The following is a 25,525-nucleotide window of genomic DNA, read 5'->3' on the forward strand; positions in this document are numbered from 1 at the left end:
CCGTCCAAAAAGGACGGGCGGGACGCCCATCCCACAATAACAATTAAAATTGTAAGTTATTTAATTCGCGATCCTTAAACAGCAAGTTGTGAACAAACCTGACGGTCAACGGAGTACCGTTAGACCGCAGGCTTCTTGTTTGCTTTTTTACAAAGGCTTTTTATAGTGAGGTAGTTCCACCCCGACTTACTAATATATTACCAGAGTATTTCCAGATTATCAAGGGACATAAAAGAATAATTGTCGGCTTCCGTCCGCGACATCCGACGGTTCTTTCCATCACGCGGGCGTAATTCATTCGGGGTACTTCGCGCAGCGCTCAGATATGTCCCCTCTGAATATACCGAGGGACTTCCCGGCTGGCAGTTAAATCTGCTAGCTGTCGCAAAGACAATGAACTGATCTCGCGCGCGCCCAAGTCCGAGAAAAAAACTCGCCTGCCCTTGACAACTCATACTCGTTATGAGTACGCTATAAAAAGCAAAGGAATTGAACCCAAGTACCCAAAAATTTAAAATCATGCTGACGAACCAAGAAGGTCAAAGAGTACCCAAAGTCACCTTTCGCACTCGCAAAGACGACCAGTGGGTGGATGTCACCACCGATGATATATTTGCAGGTAAAACCGTAGTAGTGTTCTCGCTGCCAGGAGCTTTTACTCCCACTTGTTCGTCAACGCACCTCCCCGGTTACAACGAATTGGCCAAAGTTTTTAAAGAAAACGGCGTAGATGAAATCGTTTGTATTTCCGTCAACGACACCTTTGTGATGAATGAGTGGGCCAAAGACCAAGAATCAGACAATGTGACGTTAATTCCCGACGGTAACGGCGAATTTACCGAAGGCATGGGAATGCTGGTAGACAAAACAGATTTAGGCTTTGGCAAGCGGTCTTGGCGTTATTCGATGCTGGTAAAAGATGGCTTGGTTGAAAAAATGTTTATTGAGCCTGATGAACCGGGCGACCCTTTCAAAGTGTCCGATGCCGAGACGATGCTCAACTACATCAACTCCGCAGCAGCCAAGCCGAAGGTAGTTTCGCTGTTTACAAAAATGGGCTGTCCCTTCTGCGCTAAGGCTAAGGCACTGCTGAGTAAACATGGCTTGGATTATGAAGAAATTGTCTTGGGTCGGGAGATCACAACTCGATCGCTCCGGGCTATGACTGGGGCTACAACTGTGCCGCAAGTATTTATCGACGGCAAGTTGATCGGTGGTTCCGAAGCCCTAGAGTCTTATTTGGCAGTTGCTTAGTTAAACCACAATACTTAGCTTGCGGGTGGCCGCGTGCACACCTTACAACGAGTAAGGTGTGCACTGTGCGCCTTTGGGGTATTTGGCGGTATTTAGCCCCATCGAGCTTCTGAGTCAAAAGTTTGATCGGTCTTTTTATCCATTCTCGTGCCACAATTACTGGGGAAGTAATATTAAAAACGCAAGAAATGGGAGTGAACGATCGTGGATTTGAGTTTAGTCGCGTCAAATATCTTAAATCCACCCATATTAGCTTTTTTCATGGGAATGCTGGCAATTTTTCTCAAATCTGATTTAGAAATTCCAGCGCCCATCCCCAAACTGTTTTCGCTGTACCTGCTGTTTGCGATCGGATTTAAAGGCGGCGTCGAACTGTCCAAAAGCGGAATTGACCAGCAAGTTGCCCTGACAATTTTGGCAGCGATGCTGATGTCAATGCTAGTACCAATTTATACTTTTTTCATACTGAGGGTAAAACTCGACTCCTACAATGCCGCCGCGATCGCAGCCACCTACGGTTCCATCAGCGCCGTCACATTTATCACCGCAACCTCCTTCCTCACAGCACAGGGGATCGACTTTGACGGTTACATGGTAGCCGCGCTAGCATTAATGGAATCCCCAGCCATTATAGTTGGTCTGATTCTAGTCAGTGTATTTGGCGGGGAAGAAGGAAAACGCGAAATAGTTTGGCCAGAAGTGTTGCAAGAAGCATTCCTAAACAGTTCAGTTTTTCTGCTGATTGGCAGCCTAATTATGGGCGTACTGACAGGAGAACATGGTTGGGAAGTTATGAGTCCGTTTACTCAAGACTTGTTTTACGGAGTTCTAACTTTTTTCTTGCTAGACATGGGGCTGGTTGCAGCCAGCAGAATTAAAGATTTGCAAGAAGCAGGAATTTTTCTGATCTGCTTTGCAATCCTAATTCCCATAGTCAACGCAGTAATTGCTTTGGTAATAGCCAAAGTAATCGGAATGCCGCAGGGAGACACTTTGCTGTTTGCCGTATTGTGCGCGAGTGCTTCTTATATAGCAGTACCAGCAGCCATGCGCCTAACTGTTCCCGAAGCGAATCCAAGTCTTTACATTTCAACGGCCTTAGCAGTGACATTTCCATTTAATATCATTGTAGGCATTCCCCTGTATCTATACGGAATCAATATGTTTTGGAGGTGAGATGATGGAGTCAGTCAAAAGAGTAGAAATCATAGCCCACTCAGTAGAACTCGGCAAGATTTTAGACGGTTTAGACAAAGCTGGCGTACCCGGTTATTCGGTGATTCGTGATGTCGCTGGAAAAAGCACTAGGGATCACGTTTCCCGTGATTCATCAATGACGGCGCTGGATAACATTTATGTGCTTGCTTTTTGTTCACCAGCTCAAGTTTCAGCAGTTGCAGAAAACATTAGACCCGTGCTCAATAAATTTGGTGGCTCGTGTTTTATTTCAGATGCGGTGGAATTGCTAATTACTAGGTGCGTCGGGTAGTCATTAGTGATGAGTGATGGGTGATTATACCAATTCTGAAAATTAGAGCTACATATATAGCAATCCTTGCAGGAGTCGTAAACTTTTTACCCCACCCCAACCCTCCCCTTATCAAGGGGAGGGAGTAAGAAATTCACAAATTATGCGAGGATTGCTATAGATTGTACGCAATATGTTTAGGGACACGGCAATGCCGTGTTCTTGCGCGTATCTGCGACTTTAATCCTAGGCTTCGGGTTCCGACAGCCACCACGGGTGAGAATGCCCATCCGTTTTATACCAATTTTTTATGAGGCTGCATAGAATTAGATCCCCCCTAGCCCCCCTAAATAAGGGGGGGACAAGATTCCGATCAAAGTCAACCCCTACTCCCCTTATTAAGGGGGATTTAGGGGGATCGAGATATGTGCAACTTCACATTAAATTGGTATTAGCTTTTCCATAGGTTTTTTCTTATTACTTTAGCGTAATTTTAAAAAGACTATTTTGAAAATATTTTCTGTCTATTATAGCACTTTTACAAGTTGACAAAAATCAGCCATTAGCCATTAGTCAGCGGTCATTTCAGCATTAATTGCCCTTCCCAGCCGGGGCAGAATTCAGAATTCTTAAGAGATAGAAAAGAATCAGTTGCCAAAATCCGTTAGCGTGGTAAATTCTAAGCCACCACAGACGATCGCCCGATCGACTAACGAGATTTTCAATAGGAGTTTAAACATGGCTGCATTAAAAGTCGGCATCAACGGATTTGGTCGCATCGGACGGCTAGTCATGCGTGCCGGCATCAAAAACCCCAACATCGAATTTGTCGGCATTAACGACTTAGTTTCGCCAGACAACCTGGCTTATCTTTTCAAATACGACTCCACCCACGGCATTTACGACGGCGAAGTTGAAAGCAAACCAGACGGGATTGTCGTTGACGGAAATTTTATCCCCTGTACAGCGATTAGAAATCCTGCCGAATTGCCCTGGGGTAAATCCGGCGCAGATTATGTTGTAGAATCTACCGGATTGTTTACAGATTTTGAAGGCGCATCAAAACACTTGACGGCAGGAGCAAAACGAGTAATACTTTCAGCACCGACAAAAGACCCGGAAAAAGTTCCAACTTTTCTAGTAGGCGTCAACCACCACAAATTTGACCCTGCAAAAGATACGGTTGTTTCTAATGCTAGCTGTACGACAAATTGTTTAGCACCCATTGCCAAAGTTATCAACGATAACTTCGGATTGGAAGAAGGTTTGATGACGACAGTTCACGCCATGACAGCTACTCAACCAACTGTAGACGGCCCCAGCCAAAAAGATTGGCGGGGAGGACGCGGTGCGGCTCAAAATATTATTCCATCTTCGACCGGTGCAGCGAAAGCTGTTACTTTGGTATTGCCAGAATTGAAAGGAAAATTGACGGGAATGGCTTTGCGCGTGCCAACTCCCGACGTGTCTGTAGTTGACCTTACTTTCAAAACGGCGAAGGAAACTAGCTATAAAGAAATTTGCGAGGCAATGAAAAAAGCTTCGGAGGGCGAACTCAAAGGCATTCTTGGATATACTGAGGATGCGGTGGTTTCGACAGATTTTCAGGGCGACGCGCGATCGAGCATTTTCGATGCAGGTGCGGGAATTGAACTGAATTCTAAGTTTTTCAAAGTTGTTTCCTGGTACGACAACGAGTGGGGTTATTCTAGCCGGGTGATTGACTTAATGCTGTCGATGGCCGAGAAAGACGGAATTTTGAATAATTAATTTTTTGGGGGGGGTGGCATTTTGGGCGGGCTAGAAGCCCACCCCACAAACAAATTCCTAGGATTTTTTGTGGAACGGGCCGGAGAGCCCGTTCCTGATAATGATATAGCAACCTTCTCGGTAGTTAAAGCATTTTTAATTGCTGAAACAATTGGTTTCCTATTCCTTCTTTCCCAATGCCCAATGCCCAATGCCCAATGCCCAATGCCCAATGCCCAATGCCCCCTCCGTTACTTTATATGTCTGAATTACCACCGTTGAATAACGAAACTATTTGGGCTATTCTCAACGAAGAAATCGACGATGCTGCCGTCAACCGATTAGTTTGGCTGTATCTGGGCTACCGCTGCGATGCCGAGACTGGCCAGTGGAACAGTGCTGATGTTGCACCCGAATGGCGCAAAGAGTACCCGGAACCGCCCGATTTTATCGATTCTAGGCCGGCGACGGTGAAATTGACTCGATCGACTCCTCCAGAAAACAAGCAGTTGCTGAAGGAAAAATTGGGGTTTAAAGGCTATAAAATTGGGGAATTCGGGCCCAGACAGACTCGCAGGGCGACGATGGCTAATTGGTTGATGGGTTTTATGGAAGCTGGGGCGTAAGAGGAATTTTGGATGGCTGTGGGGTTGTTGCCACCTTTAGAGTACAGAGATATGAGATTTTTTGGCAGGAAAACCCCTATAAAGGATTGAAACCTTGATTCAACTCTTCCTTTGTTTCTCTGTGTCCTCTGCGTCCTCTGCGGTTAATTAACCAAAATTAAGCCTGTTGAAAGTGAAAAAACACTAAAACCCGCCAATTCCAACCTCCTCACCCCCAAGGCTGACATCGGGCTGTTCCGTAAAGTATCCTAGAGTCGGCACAAAACCACTGTGAGGAAAGCTTTATGAAAACAACCACCATATCTCGCTTAACCAGCATTTCCCTCGCTACCCTAATGTTAGCGGGCGTTTCAGTAAATGCGATCGCCACGCCAGCCACCACCCAACCCGCAACCCAACTCGCCCAAGCTACTGCCAAAAAGCGCCTCGTCGTCATGGACTTTGACTACGGCACCACCAACAGCTATTACACTTCCTATAGGGGAGTCGGCGCCGCCAAAGGCATCAGCGAACTGTTAATCAACGAACTCGTCAACAACGGCACTTATACAGTAGTCGATCGTAGCAAACTCGAACAAGCGCTCAAACAGCAAAATCGCAGCGGTGCGATGGATGCCGGCACTGCTGCAGAAATTGGCAAAGAGTTAGGAGTTGACGCCGTGCTCATCGGCACCATTACCAAGTTTAATATTGACAAACAATCAGGCGGCGGCAGTTTCATGGGAATCGGCGCCGGTTCGCAAAAAACCAAAGCTACCGTTCAAATAGATGTGCGGTTAATCGGTACAGCTTCAGGAGATATTCTTGCCACCGCCAAAGCAGTAGGAGAAGCCGATCAAAGCGATTCTAATATTTCTGTCAGAGGTGTCAGCAGCAATTCTGGCAGCAGCAATGAAGACTCACTTTTGAGCGAGGCAGTTGACAAAGCCGTATCACAAATGGTGACTAAACTTGCAGAGATATCTAAGAAATTAGGTTAGCAATCAGGCATCATATCAAATATGCTGATACCAAATCCGGCTTAAATATCCCCTTGATCTGTTAGTCTGTCCGAGCCTACGTCGTGTCGCGTCAACTCCGGCAGACTTGATTTGTATAGTTTGAGGTCAAAAGGTATCAACCGCTTCCTTCATAAAGGGAGTAATAGACCCGGATTGGGTATTAGTTATTTTCGGGGCGGTTGTGCTAACAGATTGGATAAGCTGTTGTGCATTTAAATTGTATATTTCGAGTCCCCATCAAAAATCGTCAAATCCTCTCCCCCTATCCTCTTCTCCCCCTCTCCCTCTCTAATACCATAGGCAATCTAGATGCAACACAGCTTATAAGTGAACGATTGTAAACTCGAATTCAATTAACTAGAAAGCCAACGCTTCAGCCATGCTTTGGTTGTTCTTGCTGCACCTGCCAATTGCCAGACCCCAGGTACACGGTCAAACCAGGCATTAGGATAGATGTCGCTACGGGAACTCCTTTGCCACCCCAGGTTTGGAGAAGCAATCAAGGTGACAACATCGGGATTTTGAGATCGGAAAGTAGAATAAGCTCCGTCGAGGTGCATCGGGCCGCCGTCGGGATGTCCCGGAGGTCGCTGTTGCAGTTGTTCCAGAAACCGCAGGAGGCGATCGAAAATCCTGCCATTTACAGCGTAAAAATGAGTGGTCATCACGCCCTTAGAAAAGGGCACGAGGGCGACAGGAGACTTTTTTTCAACCTCTTCGACGTGTCCGAAGTAGACGAAATCCCACTCTTGCTGACACAGTTGTTCGAGGATAACAGCTTGGTCTGTTCTGAACTTTGCTGAAATTTCTAGGTCGTCTTCTACAATCAGGATATTGCTCAACCCCTGCTGTTTTGCTTGCTTGAGGATAGCTACATGACTGTAAAAGCATCCCCTCGCCCCAATGCTAGGGAAATCTCCAGCTTCGTCGGGGCGGATTGCGGGAAATATCTCAACCTTATGGGGCGTGAGGGGCATTCCTGCTTTCTCTAATTCCTTGACTATGAGTTGGCGTCGGTCTTTCCTTTCAGGAAGATTTACCGCATAAACTCCCTGGAAATAGTCTGTAATTTTCGTCATAGTTTGATCTCGAATCAAGAAGTTGATGAATCTTCGGCTTGAGGGGTCTCAAGTTTTATTTTAGGTCTGTGTCTGCCTTAAACTATTCTATTTTTAGCACGCTGCATCTTCTCTTTTCCTAAACTTACTCAAATTACCTCGGCAGGAGCTACTATTGACAGTTTAATTAGCATTGGGGTTTGAGTCAGAATCAACGCATTTTCCCTGTTGATTAGGGTTTGGGGCTGGGTTGGAGAGTACCTTATCAACAGCAGCTTGTTCTGCAATCCATCCGATTTCCCCCGGTTGCAGCTTGGCGCTTTCTACTTCAACGGTTGGCTTAACTGCTGGGGAAGGCGAGGGATTTGCCACAGCGGGAGATGGATTCAGTGTCGGTTTTGAAACTGTAGAAAAATCTTTATTTGACTCGGGTTTGGGAGAGTTCGATCGCACTATTTCAGGAATCGAACAAACTTTCAATTCCAGCCAATTGCCTTGAGGCGTAAGCTGTTTGTTTGTCACCTGCAAAACGCTGCCGGCTGGGACTGTTCCTTTGACAGTCAACTCACCGATTGCGCCTCGCAAATCCAAGCGATCGCCCTCTTTTCCCAATTCCCCAGCCGCAGAACTTTTAATCTCTATAAACGAGCCGGTTTCTAAAGATTTGACCGGAGAAGCTACAGATTCAACTGTTTTCTCCGGCGTGCTTCCAGCATTAATTAAACCGCGTTTCCCGAAAATCGACTCCCCGGCAGTATCGATCGCGCGACCCACCGGAGGGATGAAAAAATAAGCAAATACACCCCCCAACCCTAATAAAAATAAAATTTTCAGCAGCAGCGAAAATGAACTTTTGCTTTTTTCCGGCGGTAAAAACTGCGTTTTTCCTGGAGAATTACCCTCGCCAAGGCTTGTGCTTTCGGTCAAATCCGTTGGCATATCCTCGCTGTCGGAAATTAGTTCGATCGGCGTATCTAAAGGTGCGACAGACAGTTCTGTAAAAGTATTGCCGTCTTCCCTCAAATGCGCTTGACAGTGAATTAAAGCAACAGTGACGTTATCGTGACCGTTTCTAGTATTAGCAATCTCAATCAGTCGATCGCGCGCCTTACCCAAACTAATGCTACCGTCGAGAATTGGCAAAATCTCCGCTTCCCAACATTCCTCAACCCGGTCTTTATCACTCAAACCGTCGGAACACAGCAGCAAAACGCAGTCTTCATCCACTGGAAAACGCTGCACAGTCGGGTGCAAAGTGTTGGACGAAGTAATCCCCAAAGCTTGAATCAGAGCTCCGGCGGCCACTTGTTCCAAAGCATCCCGGTAGAGAGAGTAGCCCAAACGCACCTCGCGGCAAGCCACATTATCATCAAGAGTAAGTTGATAGCAGCCGGTGCGGGTAATCCAGTAAGCCCGACTGTCTCCGACGTGGGCGACATAGAGCTCGTGAATGTGGGCTAAACCCATAACTAGCGTAGTTCCCATCCGCTGGCGGCCTTGGCGGTGTTCGCTGTCGTTGCGACTGGCTATCTTGTCATTAGCAGCACAAGCCGCCCGTTCCAGCTTGGAAGTCAGGCTCAACGGGTCCCAATTAGCTTGATGCAGGGGCATTTGCTGCAACTTGTCGCGCAGCACACCAATTGCTTCTTCCGAAGCGACTTCGCCCCCGTCTTGTCCGCCGATACCGTCGCAGACGATCGCGCAAGCTTCCGCCCCCGGATTTCCTGCCAACAGCGTACCGCTGGGCGGATAGCAAGCATCTTCGTTGTGAGCCCGGGATCGGCCTACATCCGTGCCCGTGGCAATCTCAACGTGACGATCGTAAAATCGGCCGCACTTTGCCAAAGCTTTATCCAACTGGCCCATCAGTTGTTCGCCGTGGCGCACTTGACCGGCAACCATTTGCTGGCAAAGTTGCCTCAAAAAATTGGCAATAGCCGGGTGAGCATCTTCGAGCCACTGCTGCCACAATTTGCCCAACTGCGACAAATGAGGCGGTTTGCGATCGGGCTGCAATTCCAGAAACCGCACCAATTGCCCTTCCACCCGTAGCAGTTCGGGAGTCAGCAGTGTGGAAGCCACGCCCTGAGCGATACACGGCTGCCACAACTGAGCCATTTGCCACAGCCAATTGAGCTGGCGCATCGCTGCTGCTCCTTTCCAGGAATCGGCCAATTCCGGCATTAAAGATTCCGTCACCTTCAAAATCGGCCCGTTTTCCAGTAGCCAGATATCTCCCGATAGCTTGCTCATCTTGGACGATACCAGGCCGTATACTTGAGGTACGTGCAACTGATAGGCAAACAGTCTCAGATAAGGAGTGACAACACTCGGAATCTCTTCGGGCAGTTCCGGCAAGTGTTCGGGTTGAGTATCGACAAGAAGTCGATCGCGCTTGACCAAGTAGCGACCAGCGATCAGATCGCCTGGCTTACACCCTTTGATCCCTTCACCTAAAGCCCATAAGTAGTGTTTTGCCACAGAGTTTTGCATAAGGGTTCCTGACGCCTTTGGGCAAGCGTGCTGATCTGAATTATTTTAGCGATTGAACCTCGACGGGTTGATACGTGGCGATTATTTGACACTCCCGCTTTCTCAACAGACGCAGATTCTTAAGACTTCGCAGTCCTAATATCCTGATTTTTCAGGTTCCCGGGCTCACCACGTTTCCACTGTTGTGTGCGTAGTGATATCTGCTACACAAAACTTGGCTAAACTTATTTAAGTCTCACCATTCAATCGGGATTGCTCCTGAAGGGTCTGCTTCCTGCTTCACCCAAGGGAGTCGGCTCCTTCTTGTCCACAGGCGTTAATTCGGGTGTAGCCCACCCTAATCGAATTAATTTTAGTTGAATATTTTAGCCATGAGTCATCCAATATTTTCAACCAATTTAACGAAACGCGGACTCCCGTTCGACCTTTTTACAGGCTGGTCAGTTTTGACTTGCACGCTCGGTTTACTCTCCCAGATAATTAAGCCTTGGTTTTTGGCATCGCTCTAATTCTACCACCCACAAAGGTTAACCAGTCAAGTTAAGTATGACTAACTTTAGTAAACTTTTTGGCTATTTAGTCCAACTCCTGACAATATTTTAGGGGTGACTTTCCCCCTGTCTAGGGGTAGGTTTTAATGTCTTGTACTGACAGGAACAGTTTACCATTTTGTTGACGGCCGGTTGAATCTTGCTATGAGCTTTCAGGGTTAGACGATCGCGCGATGCCCAAGTCCTCGGCTTGAAAGCAGGCTGTTTTCAGCATATTCCTGATAGTGGCAATTTGGGAAGAAATCGCAGCACTCAAGTGAATTGAGATTTTAGACTAACTATAATGGTAGGATGCTGGTACGTAGAAATCACCTGAGCCGATAGGTATAAATAAATATCAATTCTCGGTTTTCTCGCGAAGGGTCATCTGTGCCTCGCGCCCTAGTTTCGCAAGAGAAGTTAAATTTAACCCTACCCAAAGACGGATACAAGCCTGCAGATTCATCTGTGGAATCAATCTAAAATCTCAAATCTCAAATCTAAAATCGACTGACGGATGCCAGCCCCCGACATTAGTCGTGGAGAGCCAAAAAATTAGATATTAGTTCAAGTCCGCAGATTCATCTGTGGAGTCAATCTAAAATCTCAAATCTCAAATCTCAAATCGACTGACCGGCCTCTGCAAGTTGTTGAGTATTTAACCATGCCCCCACATGAACCCAGCGCCTTTCCCAAGAATTTGACCGATCCGAAGCTGCTGCCTGCTGTTGAAATAGACGAAATACTCACTAGCATTCAACATTCTCACAGTTTTTATTACAAAGTGATGAATCTTGAGGTTTGGGCCCTGGTGGAAACCTTGGATGGGCTGTTTCCCGGCGCTTGGGGTCACTTTATGACCAACCGCCAACTTGCAGTTAAACAGTTTTTGGAACGCGAGCGCGTTCCAAATTCTCCGGTTGATGCTGGAAAGGCGGGGGAGAAGTCCGATCGAAGTCGGAAGAAGGAAGAAGCCGGGAGTCAGGAGTCAGGAGTCAGAAAGAAGCAGGAAGAAGAATAAAAGCAGATTTTCCCAATTCTCCCCATCTCCACCTTTCCTCTGTATCCAAGCCTCAATCCCCCTCAATCCCCAAAGCGGGAGAGGAAACAGAACCCTCTTTTCCCCCCGTACTCCCCTGATTAAGAGAAGTAGGAGGGATCTCACATCTTGCACCATTCTCAAGAACGGGCAAGATGCCCGTTCCACAAGAGATGAATTTTATTGTGGAACAGGCCGGAAAGCCTGTTCATAAAAGATTTATCGAGAATGGTGCAAGATGTCAGAGGGATCGAAACTCAGCTACAAGCGACATTTATTATGGGTTTCAATCTTAAGTTGACATAAATGCCGATCGCCCGATCGCCCTTACAGGTGAACTTTGGCATCAACTTGAGGCAATCCCATGCTGTAGTTGACAGCGCGGCTGTTGAGGTTATAGCTGATTTGGCCTTTTTGTAGGAACGATCGTACCAAGTGCTCCAATTCCGAACCGATACGGCGGAGGTTGTACTCCGTCAAGTCTTCGCCCTCGTAAGCGTCTACGAGTTGGTCGAATTTGGCATATACCTGTTTGACTGACTCATCGTTCCAGTTAAGTTCGTTGTCTGGGTCAATGTCCAGCGTCAAAAGGTCGTTGCTGGGGACGAGTTCGTTGTCTTCGAGGATGGCGGTGTATATACGAATATGGCGGGTTGTGGACTTGAGCTGCATGAGTTCTTATGTGTAAAGATTTTTTGCTGAATTAATTGTAATGGCTCAGAGATGCGCGGGGAGGATGGGCGATCGTCAATTTCTCGGAATCCCGAAATCTTTTAGTTGTTGGGGTGTCCAATTTTTGTAATATTCAGTTTTCTCTAAAGCATCGGAAGCGGGCTTCAGCTTAGAATTTACTTGAACGGTGAAGCCCGGATAGGGCATCCTCCTAGTATGAAGCCCGTCAATATTAAAATCTTCTTCGGGATGAACGTGAAAAGCCAGCAAGCCCAACTCGGAAATCTGATTATTCAATTTGTCTATCAATTCTTTAGTTTCGGGCGCAGTAATTGCTGTTTTTTCGGGATTAATTACTACCATTATTTCAAATTCCGAATTATAAAATTCATGAATCGATTTCATGATGGCAGAATCGCGATCGAACTCAGTCAGCGCTGAAAACGGCTCGATTTTGAATAAAATTTGATTGGTCAAGCGTGCTTTTTTACTGAAGGGACAAATGGGTAAATCGCTGAAAACTGGATGCGGTAACTCGACAAACTCCGTCATCCATCTGAGGGTAGATTCTATTATTTCTGTGTCGGATTCATTCATCGAAAATCTATATATTTGATATTTCACACTCATCATACTGTATTTTTTGGGTGGGGGATGCACACCATTGGTGTCAATTTAACGCTATTTCCCTCAGTCCGGCAGGGAATGAATTCCCTGCCTCATAGAAAAAGTCCTCGGTCGAGGACTGAAGAACTCATTAGTCCTCTTCAGAGGACTTAAGCTATTAGCCAGGGAATTCATTCCCTGGCGGACTTTCGGTTAAATTCACACCAATACATTGCCCACCTTGCTGTTTAATATTGGCGATCGAATTCATTCGTGTGTTGTGCCATCTGGCATAATTGCACCTGCGAGTTTTGCACTTGCTATATTTGCTCCAACCCAGTTGGCATCTTTCAGGTTAGCTTTCTCTAAGTTTGCATAACTCAAATTTGCTCCGCACAGGTTTGCTGAAGTTAAGTTTGCTCCACTCAAGTTAGCATTGTAAAAGCTAACTCCAGACAGGTTTAAGCCTGCCAAGTTTTGACCGCTCAGATTAGCTTGAGCAAGACTAGATCCGATCAAGCTTACCGCTTTCAAATTTACGTTTGTCAGGTTTGCTCCATCAAGGTTTACTGCAACTAAACTTACCCCATTCAGCTTAACCCCCCTTAGATCAGCATAAGATAAGCTAACTTTAGTTACTTTGGCTTGACTTAAATCTGCTCCTATCAAATTAGCGCTATTTAAATTTGCCTGAGTTAGGTTGGCACTACTTAAATTGGCTGTAGTTAGGTTAGCATTACTCAATTGTGTCTCGCTTAAGTTGGCTTGACTTAAATTCGCTTGAATGAGTCTTGCATAATTTAAATTTGCCTTAGTTAAGTTTGCACCACTAAAGTTAGATTGAATCAAATCAGCTTGCTGCAGGTTGGTTTTCTTCAAATTTGCGCCTTGCAGATTAGCTCCTATCAAGTTAGCCTTCACTAGGTTGGCATTACTCAAGTTTGAATTACTCAAGTTTGCTTGACTTAAACTAATGGGAGATTCCAGAGTTTTTCCGCTCAAATCCACTCCGGTTAAGTTAATTCCTGTAAAATCTCGTTCTCCTTCGTTATATCGCCGTAAAAATTCCTCAGCAGTGATAGCTGATTCCTGACTTTCATAAACAGAATCATCAAAATCTTCCTCAACTTCCAAGTTATCCGCATTCACAGGATTAGCAACAGACTCTCCCGCTGCTTTTTCCCGCAATTGGTTATCAACCCGATCGCTAAACCGCCTCAAAATCTCAGCATCATCAAGCTTCTGAGCCACATTCTCAGTGCTTTTTACCCCATTCTCAACATGATACTTGTCAACAAAACTTTGCAACCCAGCATTATATCCTTGTCCTAGGGCTTGAAATCTCCATTCACCACTCTTTATGTACAAACGTCCAAATTCTAACGCCGTCTCTTGCGAAAAAACCTCTTTTAAATTATACCGAACAAGTTCGCTCCCACTCTCCAAATTGTAAAGCCGGATAAAAGCATTTTTCACGCTGCTAAAATTTTGATTCTTTTCCTGTCCGTCGTGAATAGTCACAACAAACACAATTTCCTGAATCGCCGCATTGATTTTGCTCAAATCCAGATAAACCGTCTCATCATCTCCCTCAATTTGTCCCTTCCTGCTGTCTCCCGAATGCCGCACCGCACCGTCCGGCGATGTCAGATTGTTGTAAAATACAAAATACTTTTCATCAGGAATGCGACCGTCCGCCGCTAACATAAAAACAGATGCGTCTATGTCGCAGTTTTGCGCTTTCTGGCTGACTTGCCAACCCAGGGCGATCGCAATTTTACTGAAATTAGGAGTTTCTTTAGAAAGATTGAACCTTTCACCCTTAGTTAATTCGATACTCATATGCGATAATTCCCTTACCTGAGAAATGGTATTAATTATCTATCTGATCTATGTTAACCCGATCGCAAATTGGATTTTATCTCGAAGACATCGAAACCCCCATTGGCCGAACCGTCAATTTAACTCTTACCGGACTAATTCTCCTATCTTCGACCAGCTTCATCGCCGAAACTTACCCGATTTCGGAAACTGTTAGAATTAATTTGCAAACTCTCGATACCGTCCTTTTAATCGTTTTTGCAGTTGAGTATTTATTGCGGCTGTGGTGTGCCGACAATCGAGTTAAATTTATTTTTAGTTTTTTTTCAATTATTGATTTGCTGGCAATATTACCATTTTTACTGGGATTTGTCAACGTTAGTTTTATCCGAATTTTTCGCTGGTTTAGAATTCTCCGACTCATCCGCTTTCTGGAATTAAAAATTTCTATTTTCCGCATCAGCAGCGAAGATGGGGTTATTTTTGCTCGGATTTTGTTTACTTTGCTGGCAATAATTTTTGTTTATTCGGGTTTGATTTATCAAGTCGAACATCCGGCAAATCCCGAAAGTTTTGGAACTTTTTTGGATGCTGTTTATTTCTCGGTTGTCACAATGACCACGGTGGGATTTGGCGATGTTACTCCGATTTCGGAATCAGGTCGTTTTCTGACTATTTTGATGATTTTGACGGGAATTGCTCTGATTCCTTGGCAATTGGGGGATTTGATTAAACACTTAGTTAAAAGTGCTAATCACGGAGAAGCTGTTTGTAAAAGTTGCGGTTGGTCTGTACACGATGCTAATGCTAGATTTTGTAAAATGTGCGGTACTCAGTTAGATAATGGTTGACTGTTGACTGTTGACTGTTGACGGTTACAGCAGTTTTCAGGTAGGGAGACAGCATTGCCGTTTCCCTACAGAAGATTGCCTCTAATTTATATGTAGCAGTATTTTTCATAATAATTAATAACCAATAACTCTAGCAATCCTAAATCATTTGTGTATTTTTTGTAGGGGCAAACCCCCCGTGGTTGCCCCCCCTGCGGCCGGGGTAGGCACGGGGAGTAGGGGTAGCACTACCCCTACATCTTTTTACGACTCATTTAGGATTGCTATAATAATTAATAGCAACTGACTACTGACTACTGACTACTGACTACTGACTTCTTTAAGCTAAGGGTAACAAAATTTCAAATTCCGTGCCCTTGCCTAATTCCGATCGCATTCTGAATGCACCGCCGTGTTTGCCTGTCACGATTTGATAGCTAACTGCTAAACTGGTTTCTTTGAGAGCGCGTTTTTCCGTAGAGAATGATTCTATGATTTTTTTGTATTTGCTAGGTGACATTCCTGGCCCGTTATCTGCTATGCAAATCGAAACCCAGCGAACATGAAGTTTGTCTAAATCCGGCGCAGGTTCGGGACAGCAGACTTGAGTTGTGATTTCAATTTGAGGCTGGCGATCGAACTCTTTGAGTCCTCCACCTTTGAACTCTTTCGCCAATTCTTGACCGACTGCTTCGTTAATTAATGTATGAATAGCATTCGTCAATATATTCATAAATACTTGGTTTAGCTGTCCTGCATAGCATGGCACTGGTGGCAGGTAGCCGTAGTTTTTCACTACTTGGATTTCCCTGGTCAAACGACTTTTGAGCAGCAAAAGTATGCTGTCTATGTTGGCGTGCAAGTCGGTCGGTTTGGGATAAACATCGTCTATGTGGCAGAAGTTTTGCAAACTGCTTGCCAGCTTGCTCAAACGTTCTGCTCCTGATTTGATGCTGGCAACAGTTCGGAGAAAATCGTTTTGCAAAAAGTCATAGTCGATCTCTTCTTTGAGCCGTGCTATTTCCGGCGGGGGGTTGGTACAGTGCGCGTCGTAAACTGAGAGCAATTCCATCAAGTTTTTGCTGTAGTCGCTGACGTAGGTTAAATTCCCCCAGATAAAGCCTACCGGATCTAAAATTTCGTGGGCAACTCCGTTGACTAAACGCCCTAAACTAGCCATTTTTTCGCTTTGAATCATTTGAGTTTGGGCTCTTTCGTAGCGCACTTGAGTTTCGATGCCACGAATTTGCCAGTACGCGATGTTTAGTGCGTGAGGGTCTAAGAGGCGGTAAGATTGGGAGTCTATTTGGACGACGATTGGTTCTGACTGCAATTCGGGCGATCGACGCAGAGCTTGTGGGGCTGCTGCCAAAATGGTTGTACTCTCTGCGACTAATAATATTTCGACGCGAGCGTAACTGTAGAGAACTTTCAGCGGCAGGTGCAAAAAGAGCTCTGGGCCTTGGGGTTTGAGCAAATATTCCAGCAGTTGCCTGCGGGATATCATGCCAGCAAACTCTCCTGCTTCCATCAAGACGACTCCCGGCACTAGGGGATGCTGTTCAAACATTTCAGCAACTGCCACCGCCAAGCAGCTCGATTTAACCTGAAATTCATACAGGGGCAAATCCCAGAGGGTAGATTCTAGGGAAAGGTCTTGATGGCTGCCTTCGGAGAGTGAAGGGCCAATGAGTTTGGAACTGAATTTATTTGCCACTGGAACTTTTAGTTGCCGAAACGCTGGGAAAGTGAAATGAGAACCTACTACTAAGCTACCCTATCATTTCACTTTTCTGAGCGAACAATCGAGAATATTCTTGAGTTAATCATGTTGTGCCAACTAGAGGCAGGAGAATTTCAAATTCAGTGTTCTTACCTGGTTGCGATCGCATTCTCAGTTGGCCACCGTGCTTTTCTGTGACGATTTGATTGCAGATAGCCAGCCCCATACCGCTGCCTTTGCCTGCTGGTTTAGTGGTAAAAAAGGTGTCAAATATCTGCTTGTGATTTTCTGGGGGAATGCCGGGCCCGTTATCGGCAATGCAAATTGCCACCCGCTTGCCGTGTTCGGTTTCTATAACTTTAGTGGTAATTTCGATTTGGGGCTGCCAGTTGTCCCGGCACGGGGTGTGTATTTCTCGATCGGCTGCGTACTCTGTCAGGGCGTCTAGAGCATTAACTAACAAATTCAAAAAGACCTGACTCAACTGACCGGAGTAGCCGCTAACTAGCGGCAGTTCGCCGTAATTTTTAACCACTTCTATGCTGTTTTTAAAGCGGTTTTTCAAAATTAACAGCGTCATCTCCACGCATTCGTGAATGTCTGTCTGGGCTGGTTTTGTCTCGTCCATGTGAGAGAAGTGGTGCAGCCCGTTAACTATTTTTAGCAATTGCGAGGCTCCCAACTCCATCCCTTCTAATGTTATCGGCAAATCTTCTTGTAAAAAATCAAATTCAATTTCTTTTTTAAGGGCATCAATTCGGGGACACGGTGCCGAATATTCTTCTTCATAAACCGACATGAGCTGAAGCAAGTGTTCAAAATAGGACAGCAGAAAAGTTAAATTTCCCCAAATACAGTTCAGCGGATTTCTGATTTCGTGGGCTACTTCTGCTACAATCCTCCCCAAACTAGCCATTTTTTCTGTTTGGATGAGTTTTGCTTGGGTTTGTTTGTGGAGTAACTTATTTGTTAATTGGTGAATTCTTGATTGAGCGACCATTAATTGGTGTACGTCTAACAGCTTGTAGGTCTGGGGGGCTATTTCCACTACTACCGGCTCGTAAATTAATTCTGCTGATCTGTAAAGACATTCCTGGGCGGCTTCTACTATTAATTTACTGGCGGGAAGTACGAGTTCCTCTGGCTTGGCAAACTTGTACAGCACCTCTATTGGTCGCTTGAAAAACATTTCTACTCCGTAGCGGCGGTTAACTTTTTCAAAAAAGAGACGCCTGGATATGATGCCGACAAAATTACCCCCCTGTGTCAAAATGACGCCCGGAAGCATGGAATTTTCTTCAAAAGCCTGGGCTACTTCTTTTGCCTGTTGAGTTAATTCAATTTGGCAGTTGTAGAGTGGCAGGTCTAGGAGAGTTGATTCTAAGGAGATGTTCCAAGTACAAATTTCAGCTATATGCAACACTGATAACTCCGAGCTAATCTCACGCACAGCAAACATAGATGAAACCCCTGTTAAATATTGTATTAATCGACAACTTAAGTTGCTATTAATTCGTAACTGGTAATTGGTAGCGGGTAGTTGCTAATTTGTCAATTTACAAGAGTACCTGATGGGAAAACCCGATCGCAGTAGCATTGTCTGCTAAAGATTTTGTTTCTAAGTCAATATTAAACGATCGAAGCTTTTGTGGAACTTACTGATCTCTGCTGTAAACTTTTTACCATGATATACCTGCGATCGCCTGTTTTCCGAAATTTTTTAATATTTATAACTAATTATTGTGATAAATTATACCATTTTTCCAGTGAGACAAGGGAATTGGAGAACCGCTCGCGGGTTATCAGTGAATATACGGGCATCCTTCGAGGGTTGGAGGGCCCGGATTAGCCATTGTCCAAGGGGCTTGAGGCTGCAACGGTGCAGACTGGGGCCCAGGCCAAAATCGGCAGATTGTACAGCAGAAGGAAGTTCGGCAACGGATTCGCTTTCTTCGGATGTAACCGAATGTAACGGATGGAAGGCTTTAGTTATCTAGGAGAGAAGGAAGAAGCAATGTTCCGCAAGGGTTTGTGGAATTAAGAACATCCTAACCGTCGGCCACAGTTCCTATACCCCTCAAAAGAAATGCAACTTTAGGCAACTTCCGAACCTCGATAGTCATCAGTTTTTTGCAATCTGCAATCTGCAATCTGCAATCTGCAATCGTCTTAGGGTTCCACCTCCGGCCAGAGGCGTTCTAGCTGATACCGCCAAGCGGCGAGAGTATTTTCGCGAGACTCTCGGCCTAGTTCCATTTCACCCATCAATCCCTCTGCGTAGAAACGGTCTAAAGTCTGAAGGGTTGTTTCCACAGACTGTCCTTGCATCTTCGCAGCTTTGATGATTTGACGGATGCGGCTTTCTATCAAACCGTCGAAAAAGTCAGACAAACCTCTCTCTTGCAAAGCCAGCAGTCTGGCGACGGCGGCTGAGAAATCGGCAGCCGCGAGTGTGGCACAACTGTGCTGAAATACTCCCCACAAAACGTTTTGATGTAAGGCGTAGCGAGTTTCCAGGGTGGTGTCAAAGTTAGCTTGTAGCAGTTTATCAAGAAATGGTTGAGCTTCCTGGGCATCGGCGATCGGCAGCAAAATCCGCAGCCAACTCCCGTCTTCTGAAAGCAGGACTAACAGGCGAAATTTGGGGGTTTCTACTTCCCAAGAAGTAGCAGCAGGCATCTCAACACTGTCACCAAATAAGTCTTTAAGGGTATTGCTAATTTCTTCGGGAGTCATAATGATTTTAGCTTTTAGATTTTAGATTTTAGATTAGTCACCAGTGATTAGTCAGCAGTGCGATCTTAAATCTCAAATTGGTTTATGGTAGCCAGCGGGGGTGATAGCCGGCAAAGGGAAGTTCTTCTGGCTGTAGTTTTGCTGCAGAACCGTCTGCGGGTATTTCTACTAAGGGTAGCAGCCAGAGGCGACTGGTGGCGATCGACTGTCCACTATCGTTGCGGGGATTGTCTGCTGCTGAGGGAGTTGCTGCTGTGACTGATTGGTCGAAAATTAATGCCAGCCCGTCGGGAGATAAACTGATTTGGGTATCTAATTGGTTGGGCAAAATTAGCAGCGGTTTGATGGTTCCTACCAAACGACTACCCTCTTTTTTGAGGTCGATGGTGGCGATGAAAGGCTGTTCTTTGTAGCTTTCTGTTTTGAGGCGTTGGGCTAACAAACAGTAGAGACGCTGAACTTGGTTGTCTTGGTTTTTGCGGGGGTCGAAATAAACGGCTATGATGCTGCCGGGAATACGCAATATTTCTTGTTCTACACCTTGGTTATCTAAGATGAAAAGTGATCGAGTAAAGTCGCTGTTGTATTTAACATAGGCGGCGGCTGAGTTGTCGCTGGCCATCCCCAATACTTGTTCGTATTTTGGTAAAAATTCTACTGGGTCTGCTTCGGGTTTGAGGGGGACGATCGCTAATCCTTGTTTTTGAGATATTACCATCGATTTGCTGTCGGGGCGAATCATAAAATCTCCGCCTTGTTCATTTTCCAATGGTCTGGGCGGCACTTTTTCTTCCACAATCCAAGGACTGAAATCGCCGGGATTGCGGCGGTTGACGCGCTGGACAATGATGATTTTTCCGTCGGCTGAGAGGTCAAATTTGAGGTTTTGGTAATCTTTGGAGTCTAAGATTTTGTCGATTCTACCGGCTGGGTATTTTTGTTGATTTCCTGATCCCGATTGGGGGTTGATGCCGGTGGTGACTGTGAATAGTTCTTGATTGAGAGTGCCGCGACTACGGGCGATTGATCGATCTGTGGCTGAGAATAAAATGCGATCGCTGTCAGGATACGGTTTAAAATCGGTAACGACTAAATCTTTGGGAGTCAGCGGTATCGGTTTCGAGTCGCTGCTGGTGAGATTGACTAGCATTAATCTGCTTTCTGTTTCGCCTTGGACGCCGATGTAAGCAAAAGCTCGATCGCGGCTGCGAAAGGAACTGCTAAACGGTTGCATTAGCGTTCCTTTATTTTGGTTTTTTTCTCCGAAATACTTGTCGGTTGATCCAGCGAGTTTTAATGTGTAGGTAACGCCGTAGGGTGCTGGATTTTTGAGGGTGTAAGCCATGCGTCTTCCAGCCCAACTAAATTTACCGGGGAGGGGGGGTTCTAGCTTTAAGTTTTCCTCGACGGTGGACTGGTTCATGGGCCGAAAGAATGTGAGGATAAAGCCGGTATCTTCGGCGCCGATTTGTTTGTTTTCCCAGGTAAATTCTCGCACTCTGGGTGCCGTGCGATCGCCGCTCAGCAGCAGCAGTCCGATTAAGACGCTCAGCACTAGCATGAGGAAGATGGCCGTGCGGTCGATCGGCTGTTTCAATGGCCCAATAGCGAAGGGTGAAGGATTAATTTTTTTCTTAAAAATACTCACTAATCTTTCTCTCCTACTTTCTGCTGAAAATTAACTGCCAAATTTTCCCTGTTAAATTTTACACTTATGCCCCCATTCCTAACACTCATACAGCCATTTTTTTACCACTGTAAATTGCTGCAACGAGTTATTTCCAGTAACCCACCTAGTTTTTTAAACTTGTGGGGCCTCCAGGACTGAATGAAACTTAAGATATTAACTAGGTGGGACACGCGGCACTTTCAACAGGTTTGTTTACTGAAACAGTTGATTGATTGGAACTAAATCCATCGGTGATATTTTATCAATGGGCAGATGCAAACCAAAAGCCACTCTACACCAAATTAGAGTAGCCAGCACCCCTACAAACAGTGCTGTTAATTGAATATCCTGCCAAAAACAAGTTAGTCCTTCTCGCCACAAACCGTAGTTAGTTACTACATAGGTAGGAAGGTCGCCGAGAGCTATAGCAATCACCGCACCTAAATTACCTTTTAAGTGATATCCCAGCGGTATACTTATACATAGATTCACAAAAGTCAGCAGATTGCCCATAGCTTGGTACTGAGACTTTCCTACGGCTAACAGGCAAGAACCCATCATATTGTAGAGTGTGGTGTGCCAGATACCTAAAGCCAAGATAGGCATCATCCAAGATGCCGCGGCATACTCTTTCCGATACAGTGTTAAAATTAACTGATCTCCGAAGCTCACAAAAATTGCTAAACCTACCGCTAATGGTATTAGAATTAGCTTGCGGTTTTTCAGTATCTTGGCGCGCAACTCCTCCCGTGGCAACTCTGCTAGCAGAGAAATTGAGGGAAAAATCACCTTGCCGGTAATGGCGAGGATTACTTGGCGCGGCATATCGCCGAGAGTAAAAGCGATGCCGTAAATGCCCAACATTGTTAAAGTAAATATTTTACCGAGGATGAGTCTATCGGCTTGAGAACACAAGAAAGACAAAGCCGTAGACAAAAATATCCATTTACCATAAGAAAATACTTCTTTAGCTGCTTCTTTATCCCAAGTAAAACGGTTTGACTTGCCGGGAATCAAAAAATGGCTCCATACTAACTCTATTAAAGCTCCACTCAAGCCGCCTGCAAGGATCGCCCAGATGCTGCGATCGAACCAGGCCCAGACAATCATCACTGTAGTAGAAACAATCTGTATGCCCAACTGAAAAATTACTACTTTCTTCACTGCCATTTTGCGTTGTAGGCTGGATGTGGCGGTGGATTTAAACCCTCCTATTAGGGAATTTATACCTATTATTGGAATCAACCACCGAAGACGGGGATCTCCATAAAAACTAGCAACTGGGTAAGTAATTATAATCAAACAAATGAAAACGAAAAAGCTGCGAATGACTTGCAGTGTCCAAGCGGTATTGAGAAATTCACGATCTTCCCCGCGCTTGTTCTGGATGATGCTTGGGCCTAGACCTATGTCTGAGAATAAGTTGATCCCTGTGATGAAAACGTAGGCTAGACCCATCAGACCAAATAGTTCTGGCACAAGCAGACGCGTCAGGATTAGGTTACTGCCAAATCGGATAATTTGACTGCTTCCATAGCTGGCGATCGTCCAGGCTGCACCTTTGATAGCTAATTTTTTTTCTGCTGACATATACTCAGAGTTTATTTACTAATGACGAGTGTAGTTGCTGAATTTGTTTTTGGCAACTCCTAGAGGATGGTGTTGCCTCTTTTATAGCTGACTGTACCTTGTCTTAATTTGCATAGGGAGGACGGGTCTGGGGTGTCCCTCTCACAATAAAGGTAAAATTTAATCTCATACTTACTCCACATCTAATAATCATAAGGGTTTTTTGGTTCGGGAATTGGTTTGAGGGAGGATGCTTGGATGATTAATTTGCGCTTGCCTTGCAGTTCTTCTACGATCGTTTCTCCTTCTATTTCTAGCCAACTGTCTGGGGCAAAGGTGGTGCGGCTTTGACCGATCAGTAATTTTACCGGCAACCCGATGGGATAGGCGTCTGCCGCGCAGCAAGTAATGATAAAACGCCCGATCCACATATATTGTTCTGCTATGTTGGGGGGGTGAATTACAAATCCTTGAACTTTGACTTTTTGACCTCTGTATGTATCGGGTTCTGGATTGAAATTTAACAGCCGCACCCATTCGACGAGCGAGCGCTTTTCTGGTTTTGTAGTATTGCGAAATTCTTGGGGTTGCAGTCTGGTGATGGGCAGGGATTCGGTGAGGCCTCGTTCTAATGCTGTCTGGCTGGTAAATGTGCGTGGCGTTGTTAGTAAACCTATTAATGCGACGCTCAACATTAAGGTGCTGCCGATACTGGGGGGAAACAAAGTAACGTGTTCAACTTCTGTGATTCTGAGAGAGTTATTTGCTGGTGATGTCCGCGATTGTTTTGTGCTGCGATCGAGTTTTAAGAGTTCCCAAGTTTTTAAACCGCCAATAACCATTAAGCCGATTCCTCCTGCTAGAGTCAAGCCAAAGTAATTGGGGTGAATGAGAATGCTTAATTTGCCGGTTATCCAATATTTAAGAAGTAGTATTCCCCAGGCTAAGATAGCTAGGGCGTCCAGCCAGGGGCTAATTTTTTTAAGATTCATTTTTTAAGAGTGATTGGGAAGGAAGAGGGAAGAAGGAAAAGAAAAAAACACCTATCCGTCTATCCGTGACTTCCGTATCGGGGAGCAAGGCAATTGAAAATCGCCAAGCTCAAATGGTATTAGTTGTCTGTTTTAGCTAGTTTATTAACCTAAATGCAAGTTGACAGCGAGGGTCATTAAAAAGGTTAACTGAGCGGCCAAGACAATTAAGTAAACTACTGCTCGACCTTTAAAAATTGACAGCATTAAACCGATGCCTTTGAGGTCAATCATCGGACCGAAAACGAGAAAGGCTAACAGCGAACCGCTGGTAAATGTCGAAGCAAAAGACAGGGCAAAAAAGGCATCTACTGTAGAACAAATCGATACGACTGCAGCTAATAGCAGCATGGCTATAATCGAAGAAACGGGGCCTTGGCCGAGGTTGAGAATTAGTTCGCGGGGGGCGCCAACTTGAATGATGGCTGCGATCGCACTTCCGATTACCAACACTCCTCCCAATTCGCGCAACTCCTGTACCATAGTATCTAAAAGCAGGCGCAGACGCTCTTTAGAAACGCGGTGGAACATGGAGGAACGTTTCGAGGTTTTTTCTGTTTTGCTTGTTTGTAATCGCTTCCAGTCGTCTTGTAGCAAAGATTCGATCGGCACCACCCCCCCTGGCTGACCGAGCATAAATGTTCCAGACTGCAACAGCAGCGGAGTGTTAGCTTGGACGAGTTCTTTTTCGGAAAACTCTGGTTTTGGCAAGGGGATTGCGCGGGCTACAGAAGGTTGCAGCAGAGGCCGCAAGTCTTTTTGGGCGCTGAACACCCAGCCGATAATTGTGGCTATAGACAGAGAAAATACCACCCGCAAAACTACAATTTCTGGCTGATCGCGAAATGCTGTCCAAGTAGCCCAAATTACCACGGGGTTGATGGTGGGGGCCGCCAGCAAAAAGCCGATCGCGGCTGGTGCGGGTACTCCCTGCATCAGTAACCTGCGGGCTACGGGCACGTTACCGCACTCGCACACGGGAAACAAAAAGCCGATCGAACTGCCCATCAAAGCCGCCAGCAGCGGGTTTCGCGGGATGCGCGATACGAGTTTGCGTTCGTCTACAAACCCCAGCAGCAAACCTGAAAATAAAACTCCCAGCAGCAGAAAAGGTATTGCTTCTACTAACAAGCTGAGAAACAGGGTGAAAGCATTATTTAACTGATTTGTCAGGGCGGGTTGCATCGATCACCTACTGGTAGATTGCTATTTAGCTATACGTCTTTGGTAGAACTCCTTGTAGATCATACCAAAGCATAGCACTAAGTTAAGATATAGTTAATTTGTTTTTGTGTTTTTTTCGGGGATTTGTATAAATTATAATTTAATCAATGCTGATACCTTGAATGATTTGGACTGGTTAAAACTGTGGGTTTGACTGATTTTTTATTCGTATCCGCTTCGCGTACAGGCTATCAATAATTGACTCTGCGAACCGTCCCCGATTTGATAGATATTTCGGGTAAAAATAATTGAGTTTAGAACAAATGCCAAAGCCGATTTTGCAGATGGCGGGCGAGGCTAACTGTTTTATATAACGATCGCTATCAAATTAGTTTGTAGCGAGGACTTTAGTCCAATGGCACTGAAAAAGTGAGCAAAAAAAAATCTGTAAGGCAAGCTCTGCATAGATAATTGCCTTACAAACCA

Annotated in this window: 20 protein-coding genes; 8 read left to right on the top strand and 12 right to left on the bottom strand. The window is 45.4% G+C overall.

Annotation, left to right across the window (positions count from 1 at the left end; translation table 11 throughout):
- Positions 1-519: 519 nt before the first annotated feature.
- The 6 genes from QUB08_RS27440 to QUB08_RS27465 all read left to right on the top strand — a co-directional run bounded on the left by QUB08_RS27440 (position 520) and on the right by QUB08_RS27465 (position 6,077).
- Positions 520-1,254 carry a glutathione peroxidase gene (locus QUB08_RS27440; RefSeq protein ID WP_333228872.1) on the top strand — a complete coding sequence of 245 codons (735 nt, stop codon included), beginning with the start codon at positions 520-522 and terminating at the stop codon, positions 1,252-1,254.
- A gap of 204 nt (positions 1,255-1,458) precedes the next feature.
- Positions 1,459-2,430, top strand: coding sequence for a sodium-dependent bicarbonate transport family permease (locus QUB08_RS27445; protein ID WP_333155829.1), 972 nt, complete (start codon positions 1,459-1,461; stop codon positions 2,428-2,430).
- Between the two features lies 1 nt (position 2,431).
- Positions 2,432-2,743, top strand: a complete 312-nt coding sequence (locus QUB08_RS27450; protein WP_223300725.1) for a P-II family nitrogen regulator — start codon at positions 2,432-2,434, stop codon at positions 2,741-2,743.
- 717 nt (positions 2,744-3,460) lie between these two features.
- Positions 3,461-4,492 (top strand): type I glyceraldehyde-3-phosphate dehydrogenase, encoded by a 1,032-nt coding sequence (gene gap, locus QUB08_RS27455; protein ID WP_333228904.1) that lies wholly within the window; start codon positions 3,461-3,463, stop codon positions 4,490-4,492.
- Positions 4,493-4,731: 239 nt separating this feature from the next.
- Complete coding sequence (locus tag QUB08_RS27460; protein ID WP_333228874.1) at positions 4,732-5,097, top strand: DUF1823 family protein; 366 nt, start codon at positions 4,732-4,734, stop codon at positions 5,095-5,097.
- A gap of 284 nt (positions 5,098-5,381) precedes the next feature.
- Positions 5,382-6,077, top strand: a complete 696-nt coding sequence (locus tag QUB08_RS27465) for an LPS assembly lipoprotein LptE (protein WP_333228877.1) — start codon at positions 5,382-5,384, stop codon at positions 6,075-6,077.
- A 374-nt stretch (positions 6,078-6,451) separates the two neighbouring features.
- Here the strand turns inward: QUB08_RS27465 and QUB08_RS27470 are convergent, their stop codons facing one another.
- Together QUB08_RS27470 and QUB08_RS27475 are read right to left on the bottom strand one after the other, a co-directional pair.
- Positions 6,452-7,177: a glycosyltransferase family 25 protein gene (locus tag QUB08_RS27470; RefSeq protein WP_333228879.1), complete on the bottom strand. Its 726-nt coding sequence runs from the start codon at positions 7,175-7,177 to the stop codon at positions 6,452-6,454.
- A 162-nt stretch (positions 7,178-7,339) separates the two neighbouring features.
- Entirely contained in the window at positions 7,340-9,649 is a 2,310-nt protein-coding gene (locus tag QUB08_RS27475; RefSeq protein WP_333228881.1) for a protein phosphatase 2C domain-containing protein, read from the bottom strand.
- A 1,194-nt stretch (positions 9,650-10,843) separates the two neighbouring features.
- Here QUB08_RS27475 and QUB08_RS27480 point away from each other — a divergent pair.
- Positions 10,844-11,200 (top strand): hypothetical protein, encoded by a 357-nt coding sequence (locus QUB08_RS27480; protein WP_333228883.1) that lies wholly within the window; start codon positions 10,844-10,846, stop codon positions 11,198-11,200.
- A 345-nt stretch (positions 11,201-11,545) separates the two neighbouring features.
- Here QUB08_RS27480 and QUB08_RS27485 read toward each other — a convergent pair whose 3' ends face one another.
- The 3 genes from QUB08_RS27485 to QUB08_RS27495 form a co-directional block, all read right to left on the bottom strand.
- A complete protein-coding gene (locus QUB08_RS27485) occupies positions 11,546-11,890 on the bottom strand; it encodes an NAD(P)H-quinone oxidoreductase subunit M (RefSeq protein WP_333228885.1) in 345 nt (114 codons plus the stop codon).
- A gap of 75 nt (positions 11,891-11,965) precedes the next feature.
- Complete coding sequence (locus QUB08_RS27490) at positions 11,966-12,523, bottom strand: hypothetical protein (RefSeq protein WP_333228887.1); 558 nt, start codon at positions 12,521-12,523, stop codon at positions 11,966-11,968.
- A gap of 240 nt (positions 12,524-12,763) precedes the next feature.
- Positions 12,764-14,338, bottom strand: coding sequence for a TerD family protein (locus QUB08_RS27495; RefSeq protein ID WP_333228889.1), 1,575 nt, complete (start codon positions 14,336-14,338; stop codon positions 12,764-12,766).
- A gap of 50 nt (positions 14,339-14,388) precedes the next feature.
- On the opposite strand from QUB08_RS27495, the gene QUB08_RS27500 reads away from it, so the two are divergent.
- On the top strand, positions 14,389-15,168 hold the full coding sequence (locus QUB08_RS27500) for an ion transporter (protein ID WP_333228891.1): 780 nt from the start codon (positions 14,389-14,391) through the stop codon (positions 15,166-15,168).
- 319 nt (positions 15,169-15,487) lie between these two features.
- On the opposite strand, the gene QUB08_RS27505 is transcribed toward QUB08_RS27500, so the two are convergent.
- The 7 genes from QUB08_RS27505 to QUB08_RS27535 all read right to left on the bottom strand — a co-directional run bounded on the left by QUB08_RS27505 (position 15,488) and on the right by QUB08_RS27535 (position 25,060).
- Entirely contained in the window at positions 15,488-16,864 is a 1,377-nt protein-coding gene (locus tag QUB08_RS27505; protein ID WP_333228893.1) for an ATP-binding protein, read from the bottom strand.
- 109 nt (positions 16,865-16,973) lie between these two features.
- Positions 16,974-18,329 (bottom strand): ATP-binding protein, encoded by a 1,356-nt coding sequence (locus QUB08_RS27510; RefSeq protein ID WP_333228895.1) that lies wholly within the window; start codon positions 18,327-18,329, stop codon positions 16,974-16,976.
- 710 nt (positions 18,330-19,039) lie between these two features.
- Positions 19,040-19,606 (bottom strand): hypothetical protein, encoded by a 567-nt coding sequence (locus tag QUB08_RS27515; protein WP_333228897.1) that lies wholly within the window; start codon positions 19,604-19,606, stop codon positions 19,040-19,042.
- 82 nt (positions 19,607-19,688) lie between these two features.
- On the bottom strand, positions 19,689-21,254 hold the full coding sequence (locus QUB08_RS27520) for a hypothetical protein (protein WP_333228899.1): 1,566 nt from the start codon (positions 21,252-21,254) through the stop codon (positions 19,689-19,691).
- Between the two features lie 234 nt (positions 21,255-21,488).
- Complete coding sequence (locus QUB08_RS27525) at positions 21,489-22,865, bottom strand: oligosaccharide flippase family protein (RefSeq protein WP_333228901.1); 1,377 nt, start codon at positions 22,863-22,865, stop codon at positions 21,489-21,491.
- A 182-nt stretch (positions 22,866-23,047) separates the two neighbouring features.
- The gene (locus tag QUB08_RS27530) at positions 23,048-23,836 is read right to left on the bottom strand and encodes a TIGR03943 family putative permease subunit (RefSeq protein ID WP_333228902.1); all 789 of its coding nucleotides are present in this window, start codon (positions 23,834-23,836) and stop codon (positions 23,048-23,050) included.
- 144 nt (positions 23,837-23,980) lie between these two features.
- Positions 23,981-25,060 carry a permease gene (locus QUB08_RS27535; protein ID WP_333155861.1) on the bottom strand — a complete coding sequence of 360 codons (1,080 nt, stop codon included), beginning with the start codon at positions 25,058-25,060 and terminating at the stop codon, positions 23,981-23,983.
- Positions 25,061-25,525: the final 465 nt, after the last annotated feature.

It is taken from the genome of Microcoleus sp. BR0-C5 (assembly GCF_036705045.1).
Taxonomy (GTDB): domain Bacteria; phylum Cyanobacteriota; class Cyanobacteriia; order Cyanobacteriales; family Microcoleaceae; genus Microcoleus.

Bases quoted from the DNA above. Each gene is read 5' to 3' on its own strand.
- QUB08_RS27450 (WP_223300725.1), top strand. From the start codon at position 2,432: ATGATGGAGTCAGTCAAAAGAGTAGAAATCATAGCCCACTCAGTAGAA.
- QUB08_RS27485 (WP_333228885.1), bottom strand. From the start codon at position 11,890: ATGCAGCTCAAGTCCACAACCCGCCATATTCGTATATACACCGCCATC.
- QUB08_RS27530 (WP_333228902.1), bottom strand. From the start codon at position 23,836: ATGAATCTTAAAAAAATTAGCCCCTGGCTGGACGCCCTAGCTATCTTA.
- QUB08_RS27475 (WP_333228881.1), bottom strand. From the start codon at position 9,649: ATGCAAAACTCTGTGGCAAAACACTACTTATGGGCTTTAGGTGAAGGG.
- QUB08_RS27460 (WP_333228874.1), top strand. From the start codon at position 4,732: ATGTCTGAATTACCACCGTTGAATAACGAAACTATTTGGGCTATTCTC.
- QUB08_RS27535 (WP_333155861.1), bottom strand. From the start codon at position 25,060: ATGCAACCCGCCCTGACAAATCAGTTAAATAATGCTTTCACCCTGTTT.
- gap (WP_333228904.1), top strand. From the start codon at position 3,461: ATGGCTGCATTAAAAGTCGGCATCAACGGATTTGGTCGCATCGGACGG.
- QUB08_RS27510 (WP_333228895.1), bottom strand. From the start codon at position 18,329: ATGTTTGCTGTGCGTGAGATTAGCTCGGAGTTATCAGTGTTGCATATA.
- QUB08_RS27490 (WP_333228887.1), bottom strand. From the start codon at position 12,523: ATGATGAGTGTGAAATATCAAATATATAGATTTTCGATGAATGAATCC.
- QUB08_RS27480 (WP_333228883.1), top strand. From the start codon at position 10,844: ATGCCCCCACATGAACCCAGCGCCTTTCCCAAGAATTTGACCGATCCG.
- QUB08_RS27500 (WP_333228891.1), top strand. From the start codon at position 14,389: ATGTTAACCCGATCGCAAATTGGATTTTATCTCGAAGACATCGAAACC.
- QUB08_RS27495 (WP_333228889.1), bottom strand. From the start codon at position 14,338: ATGAGTATCGAATTAACTAAGGGTGAAAGGTTCAATCTTTCTAAAGAA.
- QUB08_RS27515 (WP_333228897.1), bottom strand. From the start codon at position 19,606: ATGACTCCCGAAGAAATTAGCAATACCCTTAAAGACTTATTTGGTGAC.
- QUB08_RS27525 (WP_333228901.1), bottom strand. From the start codon at position 22,865: ATGTCAGCAGAAAAAAAATTAGCTATCAAAGGTGCAGCCTGGACGATC.
- QUB08_RS27440 (WP_333228872.1), top strand. From the start codon at position 520: ATGCTGACGAACCAAGAAGGTCAAAGAGTACCCAAAGTCACCTTTCGC.
- QUB08_RS27470 (WP_333228879.1), bottom strand. From the start codon at position 7,177: ATGACGAAAATTACAGACTATTTCCAGGGAGTTTATGCGGTAAATCTT.
- QUB08_RS27465 (WP_333228877.1), top strand. From the start codon at position 5,382: ATGAAAACAACCACCATATCTCGCTTAACCAGCATTTCCCTCGCTACC.